The sequence below is a fragment of the Neorhizobium tunisiense genome (genome assembly GCF_039631515.1).
Lineage (GTDB): Bacteria > Pseudomonadota > Alphaproteobacteria > Rhizobiales > Rhizobiaceae > Neorhizobium.
Map to the genome: position 1 here is coordinate 328,303 of NZ_JBDIUU010000002.1, position 15,015 is coordinate 343,317.

The window sequence follows — 15,015 nt, forward strand, 5'->3', positions numbered from 1 at the left end:
GCTGGCCGAAATTTCTCTTTTGTTTGAACGGCGGTTGCTCCTGAACGTCGCTGTTTCATCCCCGCTGCCGCGGGGGTGGCTACACTGGTCGCGTCACAGGACAGGGGGCCGGGTCGCGAACCGGGTCGCATCCCACGGAGAGCAACCGGCGTCCGGTGATGGTCGTAAAGGTGAGGAAGGCGCCGTCAGGGCGCCGACCACCGAAAGGTTCAAGGTTTCGGATCCAGACCATCCGTTACCCGCCTTTCGGAAAACACCGGAGCGATCGGGCAGGCAGCACAGCCTGACACCCATACCACTTCATACACGCTGCCTGCCCATCCCGTATGGACCAGGCCGCGGCGGAGATTTTCCGCCGCGGTTATTCGTGCTGCATGCTTTCAGGCTGCGATATCGATAACGCCGCAATCGCCGGCATCGGAGGAGAAGGCGACGAGCTTGCCGTTGGCGCTCCAGCTCAATCCGGTAATGCCGCCCTTGCCGGGCCGGCGCAGCAGAGCTTCCTTGGCATCGGCAAGCCTGACGCCAAGGATCATGCCGTCGATAAAACCGATGGCGAGCACTTCCTCGACCGGATGGAAGGCGACCGAGGTGACCATGATATTGGCGCGGGTGCCGAGTTCCTGCGGCGCCTTGCCCATCGGGCCGTCTTTCGCCGAAAACGGCCAGACGATCGCCGCCGGGGCACCCGACGAGGCAAGCCATTTGCCCTTCGGCGACCAGGAGAGCGATTTCACCTTGGCCGGGTAGCCGGTCATTCGCATATGGCGGTTTTCGCCCGGTTTGCCGTCGAGCTTCCAGCCGTGCAGGGCGTTTTCCTGCATGGTCGTCACCAGGAAACGTCCATCGGGCGAGAAGGTGACGGCGTTGTGGGCGCCCTTCCATTCGAGATCGACCGGCGGCGCATTGGTGCCGACCCAGTGCAGTGACACGCCGTTGTAACGGGCGGCGGCGATCCTGAGACCCTTGCCGGCGAAGGCGAGGCCTTCGACGCTGCGCTCTTCGGGAAACTCCTTCAGCGAACCGTCGTTCAGCTGCACGAAGCTCGACTTGCCATGCGCATAGGCGAGCGCATTCTGCGGGCCGCCGGCGACGACGCTGATCCACTTGCGTGGCGCTTCGGCGATCAGGGTCGCCTCGCCATTGCTGCCGATGCGCATCACCTTGCCGTCTTCGCCGCCGGTCAGCAGCGTGGCGCTGAACGGATCGCGGATGCAGGTCAGCAGGCCCTGATGGGCCTCCGTGACTTTCTCGCCGCCATCCAGGCGATGGATCGTGCCGGCGGCGGTGGCGAAGAATGGAACGTCGCCGAGGAAATGCGCGGCGACGACATGGCCTTCGAGATCAAGCGGTGCGACTGTCGGCATTACGCAGCAACGGCCTCACAAGCCCTGAAGCTCTTCTCGATCTTGTCGACATCGAGATCCCGGCCGATGAAGACGAGGCGCGATTCGCGCTTCTCGCCGTCCTTCCACGGACGCTGGTGATCGCCCTCGACGATCATGTGGACGCCCTGCACGACATAACGTTCCTCGTCGCCCTTGAAGGCGATGATGCCCTTCAGGCGCAGGATGCTCGGGCCGTCGGTCTGGGTGATCTTCTGGATCCACGGGAAGAACCGTTCCGGGTTCATCTCGCCGCCGCGCAGCGAGATCGACTTCACGGTCACGTCATGGATCGGCGACATCTCGCCGTGGTGATGATGGTGGTGATCATGGCCGTGATGATCGTGATCATGGTCATGCGCATGATGGTTATGATCGTGGTCATGATGATGGTGCTCGTGCCCATGGTCATGATCGCAATCGGGACCGCAGACATGGTCGTCATGGCCCTGATCGAGGAAATGCGGATCGTTTTCGAGCGCACGTTCCAGGTTGAAGGCGCCCTGATCGAGCACGCGGGCGAGATCGACGCCGGAACGGGTGGTCTTGTAGACGCGGGCGGTCGGGTTGATGGCGCGAACGACATCCTCGATGATCGCCAGCTCTTCCGGGGTGACGAGGTCGGTCTTGTTGATGACGACGACGTCGGCGAATGCGATCTGGTCTTCAGCTTCGCGAGAATCCTTCAGGCGCAGCGGCAGGTGCTTGGCGTCGACGAGGGCGACGACGGCATCGAGCTCGGTCTTGGCGCGCACGTCGTCGTCCATGAAGAAGGTCTGGGCGACCGGCACCGGGTCGGCAAGGCCGGTGGTCTCGACGATGATGCCGTCGAAGCGGCCCGGGCGGCGCATCAGGCCCTCGACGACGCGGATCAGGTCGCCGCGCACGGTGCAGCAGACGCAGCCGTTGTTCATTTCGTAGATTTCTTCGTCCGACTCGACGATCAGGTCGTTGTCGATGCCGATCTCGCCGAACTCGTTGACGATGACCGCGTATTTCTTGCCGTGGCTTTCGGAGAGGATGCGGTTGAGGAGCGTCGTCTTGCCGGCACCGAGATAACCGGTGAGCACGGTGACGGGAACGGGCTTGACGGTGGCTGTTTCGGTCATGAAAACCTCGAGGACTTGAGAGCGCCCGATCGGCGCGGAAGCTTTGTTCGTCTCATATAAGGGCAAGCCGGGACGAGTTCAAAGGGTTTGTATGTTATAAGATCACATCGGAATTGCGGCTGGCGCCAGGCATGGCGGCTCCCCTGCGGCGAGCCTCGGCGGCTTGATGGCTCCGCGTCAGGAAGCTGACGGTATTGCCGGAATTACGTCCGTTCTGGCGAAGTCCTCTCCGACATAGAGAAGCGGACAGTTGAATTCCTTCGCTGTCGCATAAGCGAAGCAATCGCCGAAGTTGAGCGAGGCCTTGTGAAAGCCTTTGCCGAACAGAGCGTAAGCCGCCGCCGCCCGTTCTGCTCTTACAGCATCCAGTTCGATGATGGTGATGGGAAGCCGGTCAATCAGGTTGGTAAGACCAGCCAGACATTGCTTTCCACGAGCCACAATCAGTGCTTCGGTGAGAGTGGCGGCGTTGAGGAGAACTTTCGATTCCCCCGTGAGCACCTCCTGGCAGTCAAAGGCACCAATTTCATTCTTGACGATGGCGATCAACGCTGACGTGTCGACCACAATGATGCGGGCAGGCCATCGTCACCATAGAGAAAATCCTGGCTTCGCTCCGCGGGTACGTCGTTGCCATCAGGTGCAGGCGCCATTGCTCTGATCTCTTCGATCAACGCTCTGCGTTGATCGCGCGTCAGTTCCGGCTCGATCGGTACAAGCCGCGCAATTTTATGGCCCCTGCGGGTGAAGATAACGTCCTCTCCCGCTTCTGCCCGATGCAGGAGCTTAGTCAAGCTTGCCTTCGCCTCGCTTACGGAAATTTCCATCATGCTCTCCGATGGTCCAATTGGATGGTCCAAACATAGTCGTATCATGTTGTAGCTTCAACTACGCCCCGGAGGCGGTTTGATCCTCACGGTCGCGTATCGGCATCCGTCTGGCGCAGAAGCTGGTCGAGCGTGAGGAGAGGCTGCTCGGTCATCTTGGCATAGGCATAGTGGAAGCAGTCGAAATTGCTGAGATATCGACGCCCAATCCCGTGTTTCTCGGCGACGGCGACCGCAAAAGCCAAAAGCTGCCGAGGTGATCCGGCCTCGCGAATCTCGATGCCCCGTGCATCTAGCCATTCAACGACCGCGCCTTCCGCCCGGTGATAATGGCAATCCAGCTGATCCGGCCGGGACAGGACGATGATCGCCTCCCAAGCGGCCAGCGGTGACGTGAAAGGCGAGTTTGCTTGTAGAAGCGCCGTTTCGTAGGCTTCCGCAGTTTCCTCGCCGGCCATCATCGCTACGATCGCGCAGGCATCGACGAACATCAGCCGTCATCCCCAATCTGGTGATCGAGTTCGTGATAGGCGTCGGACGGTACAGGCTGTCTGTTCGCCTTGAAGGCAAGGCCGCGCTGCGCCAGAATTCTCTTTGCGGTCTCGCGGGGCGTTTCCTGGCGGATACGTTTGTCGATGGTTTCCTTCAATGCGGAAATCACCGCGTCGGTGATGGTCGTTCCGTCGATCCGGGCCAGTTCACGGGCCAATGCATCGGCTTCTTCGTTTCGGATATTCAGCGTCATCCGCGGCTACCTCAAGCGTGTAGCTCAATATCGCACATTGTGTAGCTTGTTCCTACTTCAATGTTCGGACATCAAACCGCGCCACATCCTCCAGCAGCTCGATAATCCCATTCACGGCATGCGCAACCAGCATCTCACCCCGTTCCGCCGTCGCAGCAACCGCGTTGCCGGCGACGCCTTGTGGGTTGAGGTCGGACATCTTCCAGCCGAAGGCGTGCGGGCCGTAGGCGCGCAGATGTTTGAAGTCGCGGGAAAAGTCCGATTGGCGGGACAGGAAGTTTTCGGCCCTGGTCATGTCGACCCGGTCCGGATGGAGCGCAAGCATCACGGACGTCTCGATGTCTCCGCCGTGGATGTCGACTGCCTTGTCCTCCGGGGCGATCCAGCCGGCGGGTTGGCCGAAGCGGGTCCAGCTTGTGGCGACGACCAGCATGTGGAACTGCACCCGAGCCTCGGTCGCGACGATGGTCATGAGCGGCGAATTGCCGCCATGGGCGTTGAGCAGCACCAGCTTGCGGATGCCCTTGGCGTGAAGATCGCCGGCAATGCCGAGCCAGCGGTAAACGGCTTCGTCGAAGGCAAGCGTCTTCGTACCGGCGACATCCATATGCTCTATCGAATAACCGACGGGTTCCGCGGGCAGGAACATCACCGGCAGGCCGGCGGGCAGGGCGGGGATCAGGCGCGAGACGAGGCCCTCGGCGATCAGCGTGTCGGTCTCGAACGGCAGGTGCGGCCCGTGCTGTTCGTGGGCGCCGAGCGGCAGGACGGCGATCCAGTCTCGCCTTTCTGTGGACGCAAGTGTCGTATCATTGTCATGATAGCGTGGCGAAGGGTGCGACATCTGGCGGTGGTTTCCCGGTTTCGATATGGATAGCGCGCCACAGATATAACGGCTACTTCTTTAGGGCAAAACGGGCGGAGCGAATGAGCAAGAAGAAGGGCGATAAAAAAGCCAAGTCCGGCAAGAAGAAGGAACTGGAAGGCCTTTCGGCCACCGACCTTGCTCCGGCGATCACCCAGGCCGCCCGCTCCATGCGCACAGCACTCAGCCGCAGTCTCGGCGAAAGCGGGCTTTATGCCGGCCAGGACGGCGTCATCCTGATCCTTGCCGAGGAGGACGGCATGACCCCCGGCCAGCTCGCCATACGGCTCGGCGTCAAGGCCCCGACCATGACCCGCACGATCGGCCGCATGGAGGCTCAAGGTTTTCTGGAACGCCGCGCCGACGGCACCGATGGGCGTCTCACCAAGGTGCACCTCACGGAAGCCGGATTGCAGACCGTCGAACAGATCGGCCGCTCGGTCTCCGAGTGCGGCTCGATCGCCGCAAAAGGCCTCTCCGACAAGGAGATTCGCACCCTCCTCAAGCTCCTGAAAACCATCGAACAAAATCTCCAGTCCGAGCCCTCGGACGACAGGGGCTGATTTCCTTCAGAATTTCGCCGTCACAGGATTGTCGCACGGAATTAAATTGTTTATTTAAAGTTTAATTCGAGCGTCGGATAGCGATGCCGGCCATTGCGGGTGGGGGAAATGGCGCAAAAGATCAAGTTGTCGACGATTGGCGAGAGCCTTGGTCTTTCAACTGCCACGATATCGCTTGCTCTGCGCGACAGCCCGCTCGTGGCTGCCGATACCCGGGAAAAAATCAAGGAACAGGCGAGAGCGCTCGGCTATATCTACAATCGTCGCGCCGCCAGCCTGCGCACCTCGCGCTCCGGCATTATCGGCGTCGTGGTGCACGACATCATGAACCCGTTCTACGGGGAAATCCTCAAAGCGATCGAAAGCGAGCTCGATCGCAGCCGTCATACCTTCATCCTTTCCAACCATTACGACTCGGTCGAGAAACAGCGCACCTTCATCGAAACGCTGTTGCAGCTCGGCGGGGACGGGGTGATCATGTCGCCGGCGATCGGCACGCCGATCGAGGATATGAGGCTTGCCGAAGAGAACGGCATGCCGGCCATCCTCGTTGCCCGTTCGATGGAGGGCGTCGAACTGCCGACCTATCGCGGCGACGACAGCTACGGCATTTCGCTTGCCACCAATCATCTGATCGGCCTCGGGCATCGGGTGATCGCCATGATCGGCGGCACGGACCAGACGTCGACCGGCCGAGACCGCTATCAGGGTTATGTCAACGCGCTGCGCAAGGCCGGCATCGAGGTCGATCCGAACCTTCGCATCCCCGGCCCGCGTTCGAAGCAGGGCGGGTTCGAGGCGGCGGTGCATTTCCTCTCCCTGCCGCAGAAGCCGACAGCCGCGGTCTGCTGGAACGATCTGGTGGCGATCGGCCTGATGAACGGCATTGCCCGCGCCGGGCTGATGCCCGGCCACGACATCTCCGTCACCGGCTACGACGATCTGGAAGAGGCCTCGATTGCGACACCTGCACTGACGACGGTGTGGAACGGCCAGACGGAAGTCGGCCGGCTTGCGGCGCGTGCCCTGCTCGACCGCCTCGCCGGCAGCCACGAGCCGGACGGCATCCACCTGATCAAGCCGGAAATGCGCATCCGCCAGTCAACCGGCGTGCACCGGCCGCGGGCCTGAGATTTCAAGCCGCGACATTGTGAGCGTCAGGCTGCCACACCAGTCGCGTCAGGCCGCGACATTGGTCAGCGTCTTGCGGGTCGCATAGGCGCGGACCGCTTCGCCGAAGGCCTGGAACAGCGCCCGTGACGGCGCATCGGTTTCCGCCCAGTACTCCGGATGCCATTGCACGCCGACGGCGAAGTTTTTCGCGTCGATGACTGAAACCGCCTCGATCGTGCCGTCTTCGGCCGTCGCCTCGACCTTCAGCCGAGGGGCGGTTTCGGCGATCGCCTGGCGGTGCAGGGAGTTCACCTGGACCTCGCCTGTCAGGCCCAGATAATTGGCGATGCAGGAGCCTTCCTCGATGAAGACCGGCTGGCGGATCGCATACATGCTGTCGCGCTCCTTCACATCGGGCTTGCGGTGGTCCCAGATGCCAGGCTGGTCCTGGATTTCGCTCGCCAGCGTGCCACCCAGTGCCACGTTCAGTTCCTGGATGCCGCGGCAGATGGCGAGCAGCGGAATGCCACGGTCGATCGCCCGGCGGATGAGGGGCAGGGAGGTCGCGTCGCGGGCCGGGTCGAAGGGGCCGTCGCCGGCCGTTGCCTCTCTGCCATAAAGCGACGGGTGAACATTGGTCGCCGAACCGGAAACCAGCACGCCATCGACCCGGTCGAGAATGGCGTCTGTCTCGTTGCCTTCTTCGAAAGCCGGAATGATGAAGGTCATCACATCCGCCACTTTCAATGCCGCCTGGACATACTGGTTCGGCGAGGCATGCCAGATCGCTCCATCCAGTTCGCGGATATCGGCAGGCAGGGCGACGATCGGTTTCGGCATCAGGCTCTCCAACGAGGCTCGCTATCGCGTCTCTCTTCGTTGTGCCGCGGCACCGCGCTTCAAGTCAAGATCGAGGTCCGCTTCGGGGGAGACGCTGCTTAAAGAATAAGCATTGCCGCTTTGAAATATCTTATGAATCCCGTTTGGGCAGGACGCTACGAAAGTCTAAGGACAAAAGACGTTCCCGCATTAAGGAATATTAGCTCTGGCGCTTGCAACCCATAGGCCAAAATGTTTACCTCGCCGCAGGATCGGGGGAGTGGGAACAGATAATCCCCACGATTTGTCTTACTGGGAGGTATTTCATGGATCGTCGTTCATTCTTTAAAAAGGCTGCCGTCACCGGCGCCGGCGCAGCTGCGGCTACGGTGCTCGCCGCACCGGCCATCGCGCAGTCTAGCCCAAAAATCACCTGGCGTCTGACGTCTTCATTCCCGAAGTCGCTGGACACCATCTATGGCGGCGCGGAAGACATCGCCAAGCATGTCGCCGCGGCAACCGATGGCAATTTCACTATCCAGCCGTTTGCTGCCGGTGAAATTGTTCCGGCCGGTCAGGCTTTGGATGCCGTCAGCAATGCGACGGTCGAAATGTGCCACACTTGCTCCTACTATTTCGTGGGCAAGGATCCGACATTTGCCATCGGCACGGCGATTCCCTTCGGCCTCAACGCCCGGCTGAGCAATGCGTGGTTCTACGAAGGCAATGGCAACAAGTTCCTCAATGAGTTTTATGCCAAGCACAATGTCTACGGGCTTCCCGCGGGCAATACGGGTGCCCAGATGGGTGGTTGGTTCCGTAAGGAAATCAATACCGTAGACGATTTTAAGGGCGTCAAGATGCGCATCGCCGGGCTTGCTGGCCGGGTGGTCGAGAAGCTCGGTGTCGTGCCGCAGCAGATACCTGGCGGCGACATCTACCCGGCGCTCGAAAAGGGTACGATCGATGCGGCGGAATGGGTCGGCCCCTATGACGACTACAAGCTCGGCTTCTACAAGGTGACCAAATACTATTACTATCCGGCCTTCTGGGAAGGTGGCCCGGTTATCCATGCCTTTATGAACTTGGACAAGTGGAATGCCCTGCCGAAGAGCTACCAGGCGGCGCTCTCCGACGCCTGTGCGTTTGCCAATACCAATATGATGGCAAAATACGATTCCAAGAACCCGTCGGCGATCAAGCAGATCGTCTCGCAGGGCACCACCCTTCGCCCGTTCAGCCAGGAAATCCTCGAAGCCTGCTACAAGGCCTCTCTTGAGGTCTACAAGGAAATTTCGGCTTCGAACGAGACGTTCAAGAAGATCTACGAAGACCAGGTCGCCTTCAAGAAGGAAGCCTATCTCTGGATGCAGCTGTCGGAATATACCTACGACACCTTCATGATGATCCAGCAGCGCAGCGGCAAGCTCTGATCCCAGATCAGGCAAGTGTCATTTCAGGAACCCCGGATCGAAAGGTCCGGGGTTTTTGTATGTGCTGATGCCGCCGGGACGCATCAAGCCGAGGAGGGGGAGGTCGAAGGGCGGTTCGTGAAGCGGCTGAAGACTTCCGGGGAGGGAAAGGCCAGTATGTTTTCATAGGTCCGCGGCTCGGGGCGATCGAACCGTTTGAGAACCGGTGCGCTGCCATGGAGGAAATTCCATTTCAGCTTTTGCAGGGTTGAAGCCGATTCAGGCGCATATTCCAGATCGTAGAACCGATAATCCGGCAGGCAGGCGGTGAGCTTGCCGAAGTCGTCCGGCCCTGCGAGATGGCCATGAAACTCGAAGGACACGATAGGCCGGTTGAAGGCGATGGTTTCGCGCAGTCCTTTCAGGACCCGCAGCTCGAACCCTTCGACATCGATCTTGATGAAATCGACCCTGGTTATTCCTAGCCGCTGGACGAGCTTGTCGGCGTCGAAAACCGGCAGGCGCAGGATACGGCTATGCCCCGATGGCCGGTCATCCTCCACAAAGCCGCTGGCGCCCAGGTTGCCTTCGAGATTTTCGCGGAACATCAGCGTGTCGTCGCAATCGCCGAGGGCTGCCTGATGCAGCCGGATGTTATCGAGCCGGTTCGAGCGAACGTTATCGGTCAGCCGCCTGAAGACTTCGGGATTCGGCTCGAAGCAATGGATCTCGGCGAAGTCCCGACTGAGGTGAATGGCGTGGTTGCCGATATTCGCCCCGACATCGAGCGCGACGGCGCCAGGCTCGAAGCGGCCTTGCAGGAACTCCAGAAACCGTCCTTCGAACCAGCCATCGACGAAGATGGCTTCGTCGATGCTTTGTGCGGGATCCAGTTTGAAGATGTACCCCCGGTTGGTGCGGTGGATGAAGACGTCGCTCTCTCGTGCAAACTGCCTGCGCCGCAACGGCTCGACTATGGTGCGGCCGATGGACTTTCGCACAACGTACATCGCATTTGGCAATACGTGGCTTATCTGCATGTCGGGGCCTGGGCGCTTCAGCTAAACCGATTGGGACGACCGACTTCGGCGTCATGCCGTCTGCGCCAAGGTTTATACGCTCGACAGGCCAGTTAGTATTGCTCCCTAAGTGTTAGCTGGGGCGGGATTTGGTGCCGGACTTCGATCGGCATACGGCTATTTCGGTAGAGGAACGGCCAAAAGACGAGTTTGACGCAGGGGCGCGGGCCGGGCTTCGCCGGGCTCCGATTGCCCGGCAGGAGCCGCGAAGGAGGACAGAGCGCCAACTCTGTCCTCGGATCCGGAGATCCAGCTGGACGGGCGCCGCCGCCCTTACGGGTTGACCTTCGGTGGCTCGCCGAAATTCGGCATGCCGGGCAGGCCCTGCTGTCCCGGCTGGGCCGGGGCGCCGTCCATCGGCGGCAGGCCGAAATTCGGCATCTGGTTGCCGCCGCCGTTGCCGAAGCCGGGGATCTCGATCTTGATCGTGTTGAGGTCGACGTCCGGTGCCTTGTCCAGCCAGTAGGTGACGGATTCGGGCCAGAAGATCACGATGGCGACGAGGACCAGCTGCATGCAGAGCCACGGAATGGCGCCGAGATAGATATCCTTCGTCTTCACCGATTTCGGCGCGATCGAGCGCAGGTAAAAGAGCGCAAAGCCGAAGGGCGGGTGCATGAAGCTGGTCTGCATGTTGATGCAGAGCAGAACGCCGAACCAGATCAGGTCGATGCCGAGAGCGCTTGCGACCGGCGCCAGCATCGGGATGACGATGAAGGCGATCTCGAAGAAATCGAGGAAGAAGGCGAGGAAGAAGATGAAGATGTTGACGAAGATCAGGAAGCCGAGGGCGCCGCCGGGAACGTGCGACAGGAGATGCTCGATCCACAGGCCTCCGTCCATGCCCTGGAAGACCAGGCTGAAGCAGGTCGCGCCGACCAGGATGAAGACGACCATGGAGGTGATCGTCATCGTCGAATGCATGCCCTGACGCAGCAGATCCCAGGTGAGGCGGCGATGCATGGCGGCGATCACCATGGCGCCGACGACACCGAGGGCGCCTGCTTCCGTCGGGGTCGCGAGGCCCATGAAAATGGTGCCGAGCACCAGGAAGATCAGCACGATCGACGGGACCATGCCCCAGAGGACCTTCATGACCAGGGCCATGTTCATCTCGCCCCGCGCTTCCAGCGGCAGCGGCGGAACGTCCTTCGGCCGGAAGATCGACAGGCCGAGGATGAACAGCATGAAGATCGTCACCTGCAGGATCGAAGGCCCGATCGCGCCGAGATACATGTCGCCGACGGAACGGCCGAGCTGGTCGGCCAGCACGATCAGCACGAGCGAGGGCGGGATGACCTGGGTGATCGTGCCCGAGGCGGCGATGACGCCGGTCGCAAGCCGGGGGTTGTAGCCATATTTCAGCATGATCGGCAGCGAGATCACGCCCATGGTGATGACTGACGCCGCGACCGTGCCGGTGATCGCGCCGAGGATGGCGCCAACGACGATAACCGCATAGGCGAGGCCGCCGGGAACGGCACCGAACAGCTTGCCGGTTCCTTCGAGCAGGTCCTCGGCCAGGCCGCAGCGCTCGAGGATCGCTCCCATGAAGGTGAAGAAGGGAATGGCAAGCAACAGGTCGTTGGAGACGATGCCGAAGATGCGGAACGGCAGCGCCTGCATGAAGGCGAATTCGAAATGGCCGGTGGCGATGCCGAGAAGACCGAAGAAGAGGCCGACGGCCGAGAGCGAGAAGGCGACCGGGAAGCCGTAAAGCATGAAGATGATCATGCCGAGGAACATTGCCGGCGGCATTATACCGTATTGGAACATGAGCGGTTATCCCCCGAAAATGGTGTTATTGCAGCGGCTTTTCGTAGGTCGTATCGACCTGGAGGACGCCCAAAAGACCGGCGATGCGCTTCACCAGTTCGGAGAACCCCTGCAGCGCGAGGAGGGCAAAACCCGCAACGATGATGAGTTTCACCGGCCAGCGGATAAGGCCGCCGGCGTTCGAGGACACTTCGCCCTGCGCGTAGGAGAGCGCGAAGAACGGCCAGGCAAGCCATGCGAGATAGATGCAGGCCGGAATGAGGAAGACGATCAGGCCGATCGTATCGATCCACAGGCGGGCGCGATCGGAAACGGCACCGTAGATGAGATCGACGCGCACATGCTCATTCAGCCTCAGGGTGTGGGACGCGCCCAGAAGCACGATGAAGCCGAAGAGATACCACTGGATTTCAAGCCAGCCGTTGGAGCTATAGTTGAAGAGGTAGCGGATGAGCGCATTGCCGGCGCTGATGAGCGTGCAGGCGAGAACGAGATAGCCGGAAAATTTGCCAATAATTTCGCTGAGGCGGTCGATGAGACCGCTGATCTTCAACAATGCAGCCATGGTTTCCCCAATTCAACGGGTCTCTCTTATCCCGCCCGCCCTGGCATGGCGATGTAAACCAAGGTCTAATAAAAGGAAAGTCCTAAAAGCCTGGGTTTTCGTCTACAAAAAGCAGGCGTCGAAGGGAGTTGCGCAAGCCTTGAAGGGGTTGCGTCTCTGCCGGAGGTTGCGTGATCGAAATTTTAGCTATCCTGTTGTCAATTTATTCAGCAAACTCCCAAGAACCCCCCAATGAAAGGGGGGAACGCGGCTCGCGGACAAGCAATTTTTAAAGGGTTTCCCGCAGTGTCGAACGGAAGACAAGGGATGAACCCGATGAAAGAGACAGAAGCGAAGACGCTCTCGACGGATGTGTATCTGTCGTTCGTCACCTCGCTATTTGGAAATCGCGGCACATTATGGACCGGCGTGGTCGTTCACGTCCTGTGGTGCCTGCTCGTTTTCCATTACAGCGGTGCGCAATTCTATCTCCTGTTCGCCTGCGGCTTCGCGGCGGTCTTTGCCTATCGCATGTACTGGTTCCAGCGGTTCGACAAGGTGGACAAGGGCTCGCTCACCTATGACGGCATCGCCGCCTGGGAGCAGCAATACGTGATCGGTGCGTTCCTCGCCGCCTTTCTGCTCGGTGTCGCCAGCGGCTACGCCCTGCTCGTGCTGGAAAACCCGTTCGTGGGCTTCACCTGCATCGCCATGACGCTCGGCTCGATGATGTCGATCGTCGGCCGCAACTACGGCTCACGCATCGCCGTCGATCTCCAGACGCTCGGCTGCTGCGGTCCGATCCTGATCGCCTGCCTGTTCACCGAGGATCTGCACCTGGCGCTGATGTCGCTGCTGCTCATCCCGTTCGGCCTTACCACAAGGTCGATGGCCAACGGCGTGCGCGAATTCCTCTATGAAAACGTCATCGCCTCGCGGAAGATGGCGATCATCGCCGACCGCTTCGATATCGCCTTGAAGACGATTTCCCATGGCCTTGTCATGCTCGACGGCCAAGGCAAGATCCAGGTGATCAACCGCCGCGCCCGCGATCTGCTCGGCCTCGACAAGAAGAGCGACCTCAAGGACCGCGATTTCGCCGCCGTTCTCTGTGAGGACGCAGAGAACGCGCCCGAGGCCATCCTGCGGCAACTTTCCAAGCTCTCCGACGGTTCGCTCGAACGCGCGCTCTTCAGGTTCAAGGACGACCGCCATCTCGAATTCTCGGTCAGCCCGCGCACCGATGGCGGTGTCGTGCTGATCTTCGAAGACGTCACCGCCCGTCTCGCTGCCGAGGAAAAGGTGTTGCACATGGTGCGGTTCGACGCCTTGACCGGCCTGCCGAACCGCGGCCACTTCGCGGAGCTTGCTACCAGGAAGCTGAAGCGCCGCGGCGAGGCGCTCGCGGCGCTCGCCATGTTCGATGTCGACGGGTTCAAGCACGTCAACGACCTGCGCGGCCATGTGGTCGGCGACCGGCTGCTCGCGGCAATTTCGGCACGGCTTTCGGCGCTGAAGAGCGACGGCCTGCTGGCGGGCCGTCTGGTCGGCGACGAATTCGTCGTATTGCTGACCGGCGGCGACGACAGTTGCGAGCTGGAGCGTCAGGTTCGGCGCATCCATGCCGAGATCCAGGGCGACTATTACGTCGACGGGCTTCGCCTTCCCGTTTCGATGAACAGCGGCTGCGTCATCCTGCCGTCGCAGGATTTCGACATGGAAAACTGGCAGATCAAGGCGGATCTTGCCCTCAACCATGCGAAATCCACCGGCAACGGCACGCTGACTGTGTTCCTTTCGGAAATGGACGCCCAGTATATCGACGAGCAGAAGCTCCGCGTCGACCTTCGCCAGGCGATCGAGAACCGGGGTCTGCATGTCGTCTATCAGCCGATGTATCGCCCTGATGGCTCCGGCATCGAATGCAGCGAGGCGCTGGTGCGCTGGCGTCATCCGGAGCGTGGCATGGTCGGACCCAACGTCTTCATTCCCATGGCCGAGGATATGGGGCTCGTCTCGCATATCACCCATCTGGTACTCGACCAGGCCTGCCGCGACTGCGCGACCTGGCCGGCGCCGATGGCCGTTTCCGTCAACCTTTCGATCCAGGACCTGCGCAACGACGACATCGTCGGTTATGTGGCGGACGTGCTGAAGCGCTATTCGCTCGATCCGTCGCGGCTGCATCTCGAAGTCACCGAAAGCTGCTTCATGGACGAGCCGGTGGCGGTCAGCGCCATTCTCAACCAGTTCCGTGTGACCGGGGTGACGATTGCGATCGACGATTTCGGCACCGGCTTCTCGAGCCTCAGCTATCTCGACTCCCTGCCGCTCGACGTGGTCAAGATCGACCGGGCGTTCATCCGCAATATCGCCGAGGACCAGCGTAAGCTGAAGCTCCTGCGCGGCATCGTGCACCTGTCGCGCGAACTCGGGCTCAAGATCGTCGTCGAAGGCGTGGAAACGAAGGAGCAGCTCGCGCTGGTCAACCGACACCGGTTCTCCGACCTTGTCCAGGGTTACGTGTTTTCCATGCCGGTCGCTTCCGAAAAGATCATCGAGCTGGCGGCCGAGGCCGCTCCCGCGGCCAAGCTTTCGGCCATTCGGCGTGGTGCCAAAAGTGCACAGGCCTCGCCTCTGCGGGCCGCAGCGCGCTAAATCCCGCCTGAAATTAGAACAGTGTTAACGGTTTTGGGACGCCGGGCAGCGGTCGTTAACCGTTTGTTAACCATAACATTTAGAATTTTATTCAATTGGGGTTCAATTCATTGCGGGCTA

15 protein-coding genes are annotated in these 15,015 nt (G+C 60.7%); 4 read left to right on the top strand and 11 right to left on the bottom strand.

The genetic code is table 11. From position 1 onward, the window contains the following. Window positions 1-380: 380 nt before the first annotated feature. From ABCW43_RS10640 to ABCW43_RS10670, 7 genes are all read right to left on the bottom strand, one after another. Window positions 381-1,367, bottom strand: coding sequence for a WD40 repeat domain-containing protein (locus tag ABCW43_RS10640; protein ID WP_345923983.1), 987 nt, complete (start codon window positions 1,365-1,367; stop codon window positions 381-383). Continuing rightward, window positions 1,367-2,494, bottom strand: a complete 1,128-nt coding sequence (locus ABCW43_RS10645) for a CobW family GTP-binding protein (protein WP_345923985.1) — start codon at window positions 2,492-2,494, stop codon at window positions 1,367-1,369. The genes ABCW43_RS10640 and ABCW43_RS10645 overlap by 1 nt, the downstream gene beginning before the upstream one ends. Before the next feature lie 177 nt (window positions 2,495-2,671). Beyond that, window positions 2,672-3,043: a type II toxin-antitoxin system VapC family toxin gene (locus ABCW43_RS10650; protein ID WP_345923987.1), complete on the bottom strand. Its 372-nt coding sequence runs from the start codon at window positions 3,041-3,043 to the stop codon at window positions 2,672-2,674. Beyond that, window positions 3,040-3,321: a type II toxin-antitoxin system Phd/YefM family antitoxin gene (locus ABCW43_RS10655; protein ID WP_345925417.1), complete on the bottom strand. Its 282-nt coding sequence runs from the start codon at window positions 3,319-3,321 to the stop codon at window positions 3,040-3,042. Before ABCW43_RS10655 ends, ABCW43_RS10650 begins: the two co-directional genes overlap by 4 nt. A gap of 86 nt (window positions 3,322-3,407) precedes the next feature. After that, window positions 3,408-3,812 (bottom strand): type II toxin-antitoxin system VapC family toxin, encoded by a 405-nt coding sequence (locus tag ABCW43_RS10660; RefSeq protein WP_345923989.1) that lies wholly within the window; start codon window positions 3,810-3,812, stop codon window positions 3,408-3,410. After that, window positions 3,812-4,066: a type II toxin-antitoxin system VapB family antitoxin gene (locus ABCW43_RS10665; RefSeq protein ID WP_345923991.1), complete on the bottom strand. Its 255-nt coding sequence runs from the start codon at window positions 4,064-4,066 to the stop codon at window positions 3,812-3,814. The genes ABCW43_RS10660 and ABCW43_RS10665 overlap by 1 nt, the downstream gene beginning before the upstream one ends. Before the next feature lie 52 nt (window positions 4,067-4,118). Beyond that, entirely contained in the window at window positions 4,119-4,910 is a 792-nt protein-coding gene (locus tag ABCW43_RS10670; protein ID WP_345923993.1) for a creatininase family protein, read from the bottom strand. Window positions 4,911-4,993: 83 nt separating this feature from the next. Here ABCW43_RS10670 and ABCW43_RS10675 point away from each other — a divergent pair, with 83 nt between their 5' ends. Further along, window positions 4,994-5,494: a MarR family winged helix-turn-helix transcriptional regulator gene (locus tag ABCW43_RS10675; RefSeq protein WP_046668276.1), complete on the top strand. Its 501-nt coding sequence runs from the start codon at window positions 4,994-4,996 to the stop codon at window positions 5,492-5,494. A gap of 108 nt (window positions 5,495-5,602) precedes the next feature. Further along, a complete protein-coding gene (locus ABCW43_RS10680; protein WP_007756725.1) occupies window positions 5,603-6,625 on the top strand; it encodes a LacI family DNA-binding transcriptional regulator in 1,023 nt (340 codons plus the stop codon). A 48-nt stretch (window positions 6,626-6,673) separates the two neighbouring features. Here the strand turns inward: ABCW43_RS10680 and ABCW43_RS10685 are convergent, their stop codons facing one another. Continuing rightward, window positions 6,674-7,447 carry a gamma-glutamyl-gamma-aminobutyrate hydrolase family protein gene (locus ABCW43_RS10685; protein WP_345923998.1) on the bottom strand — a complete coding sequence of 258 codons (774 nt, stop codon included), beginning with the start codon at window positions 7,445-7,447 and terminating at the stop codon, window positions 6,674-6,676. Between the two features lie 305 nt (window positions 7,448-7,752). Between ABCW43_RS10685 and ABCW43_RS10690 the strand changes: the two genes are divergently transcribed. Then, window positions 7,753-8,859 carry a TRAP transporter substrate-binding protein gene (locus tag ABCW43_RS10690; protein ID WP_345924000.1) on the top strand — a complete coding sequence of 369 codons (1,107 nt, stop codon included), beginning with the start codon at window positions 7,753-7,755 and terminating at the stop codon, window positions 8,857-8,859. A gap of 83 nt (window positions 8,860-8,942) precedes the next feature. Here the strand turns inward: ABCW43_RS10690 and ABCW43_RS10695 are convergent, their stop codons facing one another. The 3 genes from ABCW43_RS10695 to ABCW43_RS10705 form a co-directional block, all read right to left on the bottom strand. Then, window positions 8,943-9,839 (bottom strand): FkbM family methyltransferase, encoded by an 897-nt coding sequence (locus ABCW43_RS10695; protein WP_345924002.1) that lies wholly within the window; start codon window positions 9,837-9,839, stop codon window positions 8,943-8,945. Window positions 9,840-10,190: 351 nt separating this feature from the next. After that, window positions 10,191-11,693, bottom strand: coding sequence for a TRAP transporter large permease (locus ABCW43_RS10700; RefSeq protein WP_345924004.1), 1,503 nt, complete (start codon window positions 11,691-11,693; stop codon window positions 10,191-10,193). Window positions 11,694-11,718: 25 nt separating this feature from the next. Beyond that, complete coding sequence (locus ABCW43_RS10705; protein WP_345924006.1) at window positions 11,719-12,258, bottom strand: TRAP transporter small permease subunit; 540 nt, start codon at window positions 12,256-12,258, stop codon at window positions 11,719-11,721. A 315-nt stretch (window positions 12,259-12,573) separates the two neighbouring features. On the opposite strand from ABCW43_RS10705, the gene ABCW43_RS10710 reads away from it, so the two are divergent. Continuing rightward, window positions 12,574-14,895: a putative bifunctional diguanylate cyclase/phosphodiesterase gene (locus ABCW43_RS10710; RefSeq protein ID WP_345924008.1), complete on the top strand. Its 2,322-nt coding sequence runs from the start codon at window positions 12,574-12,576 to the stop codon at window positions 14,893-14,895. The last annotated feature ends 120 nt before the right edge of the window (window positions 14,896-15,015 follow it).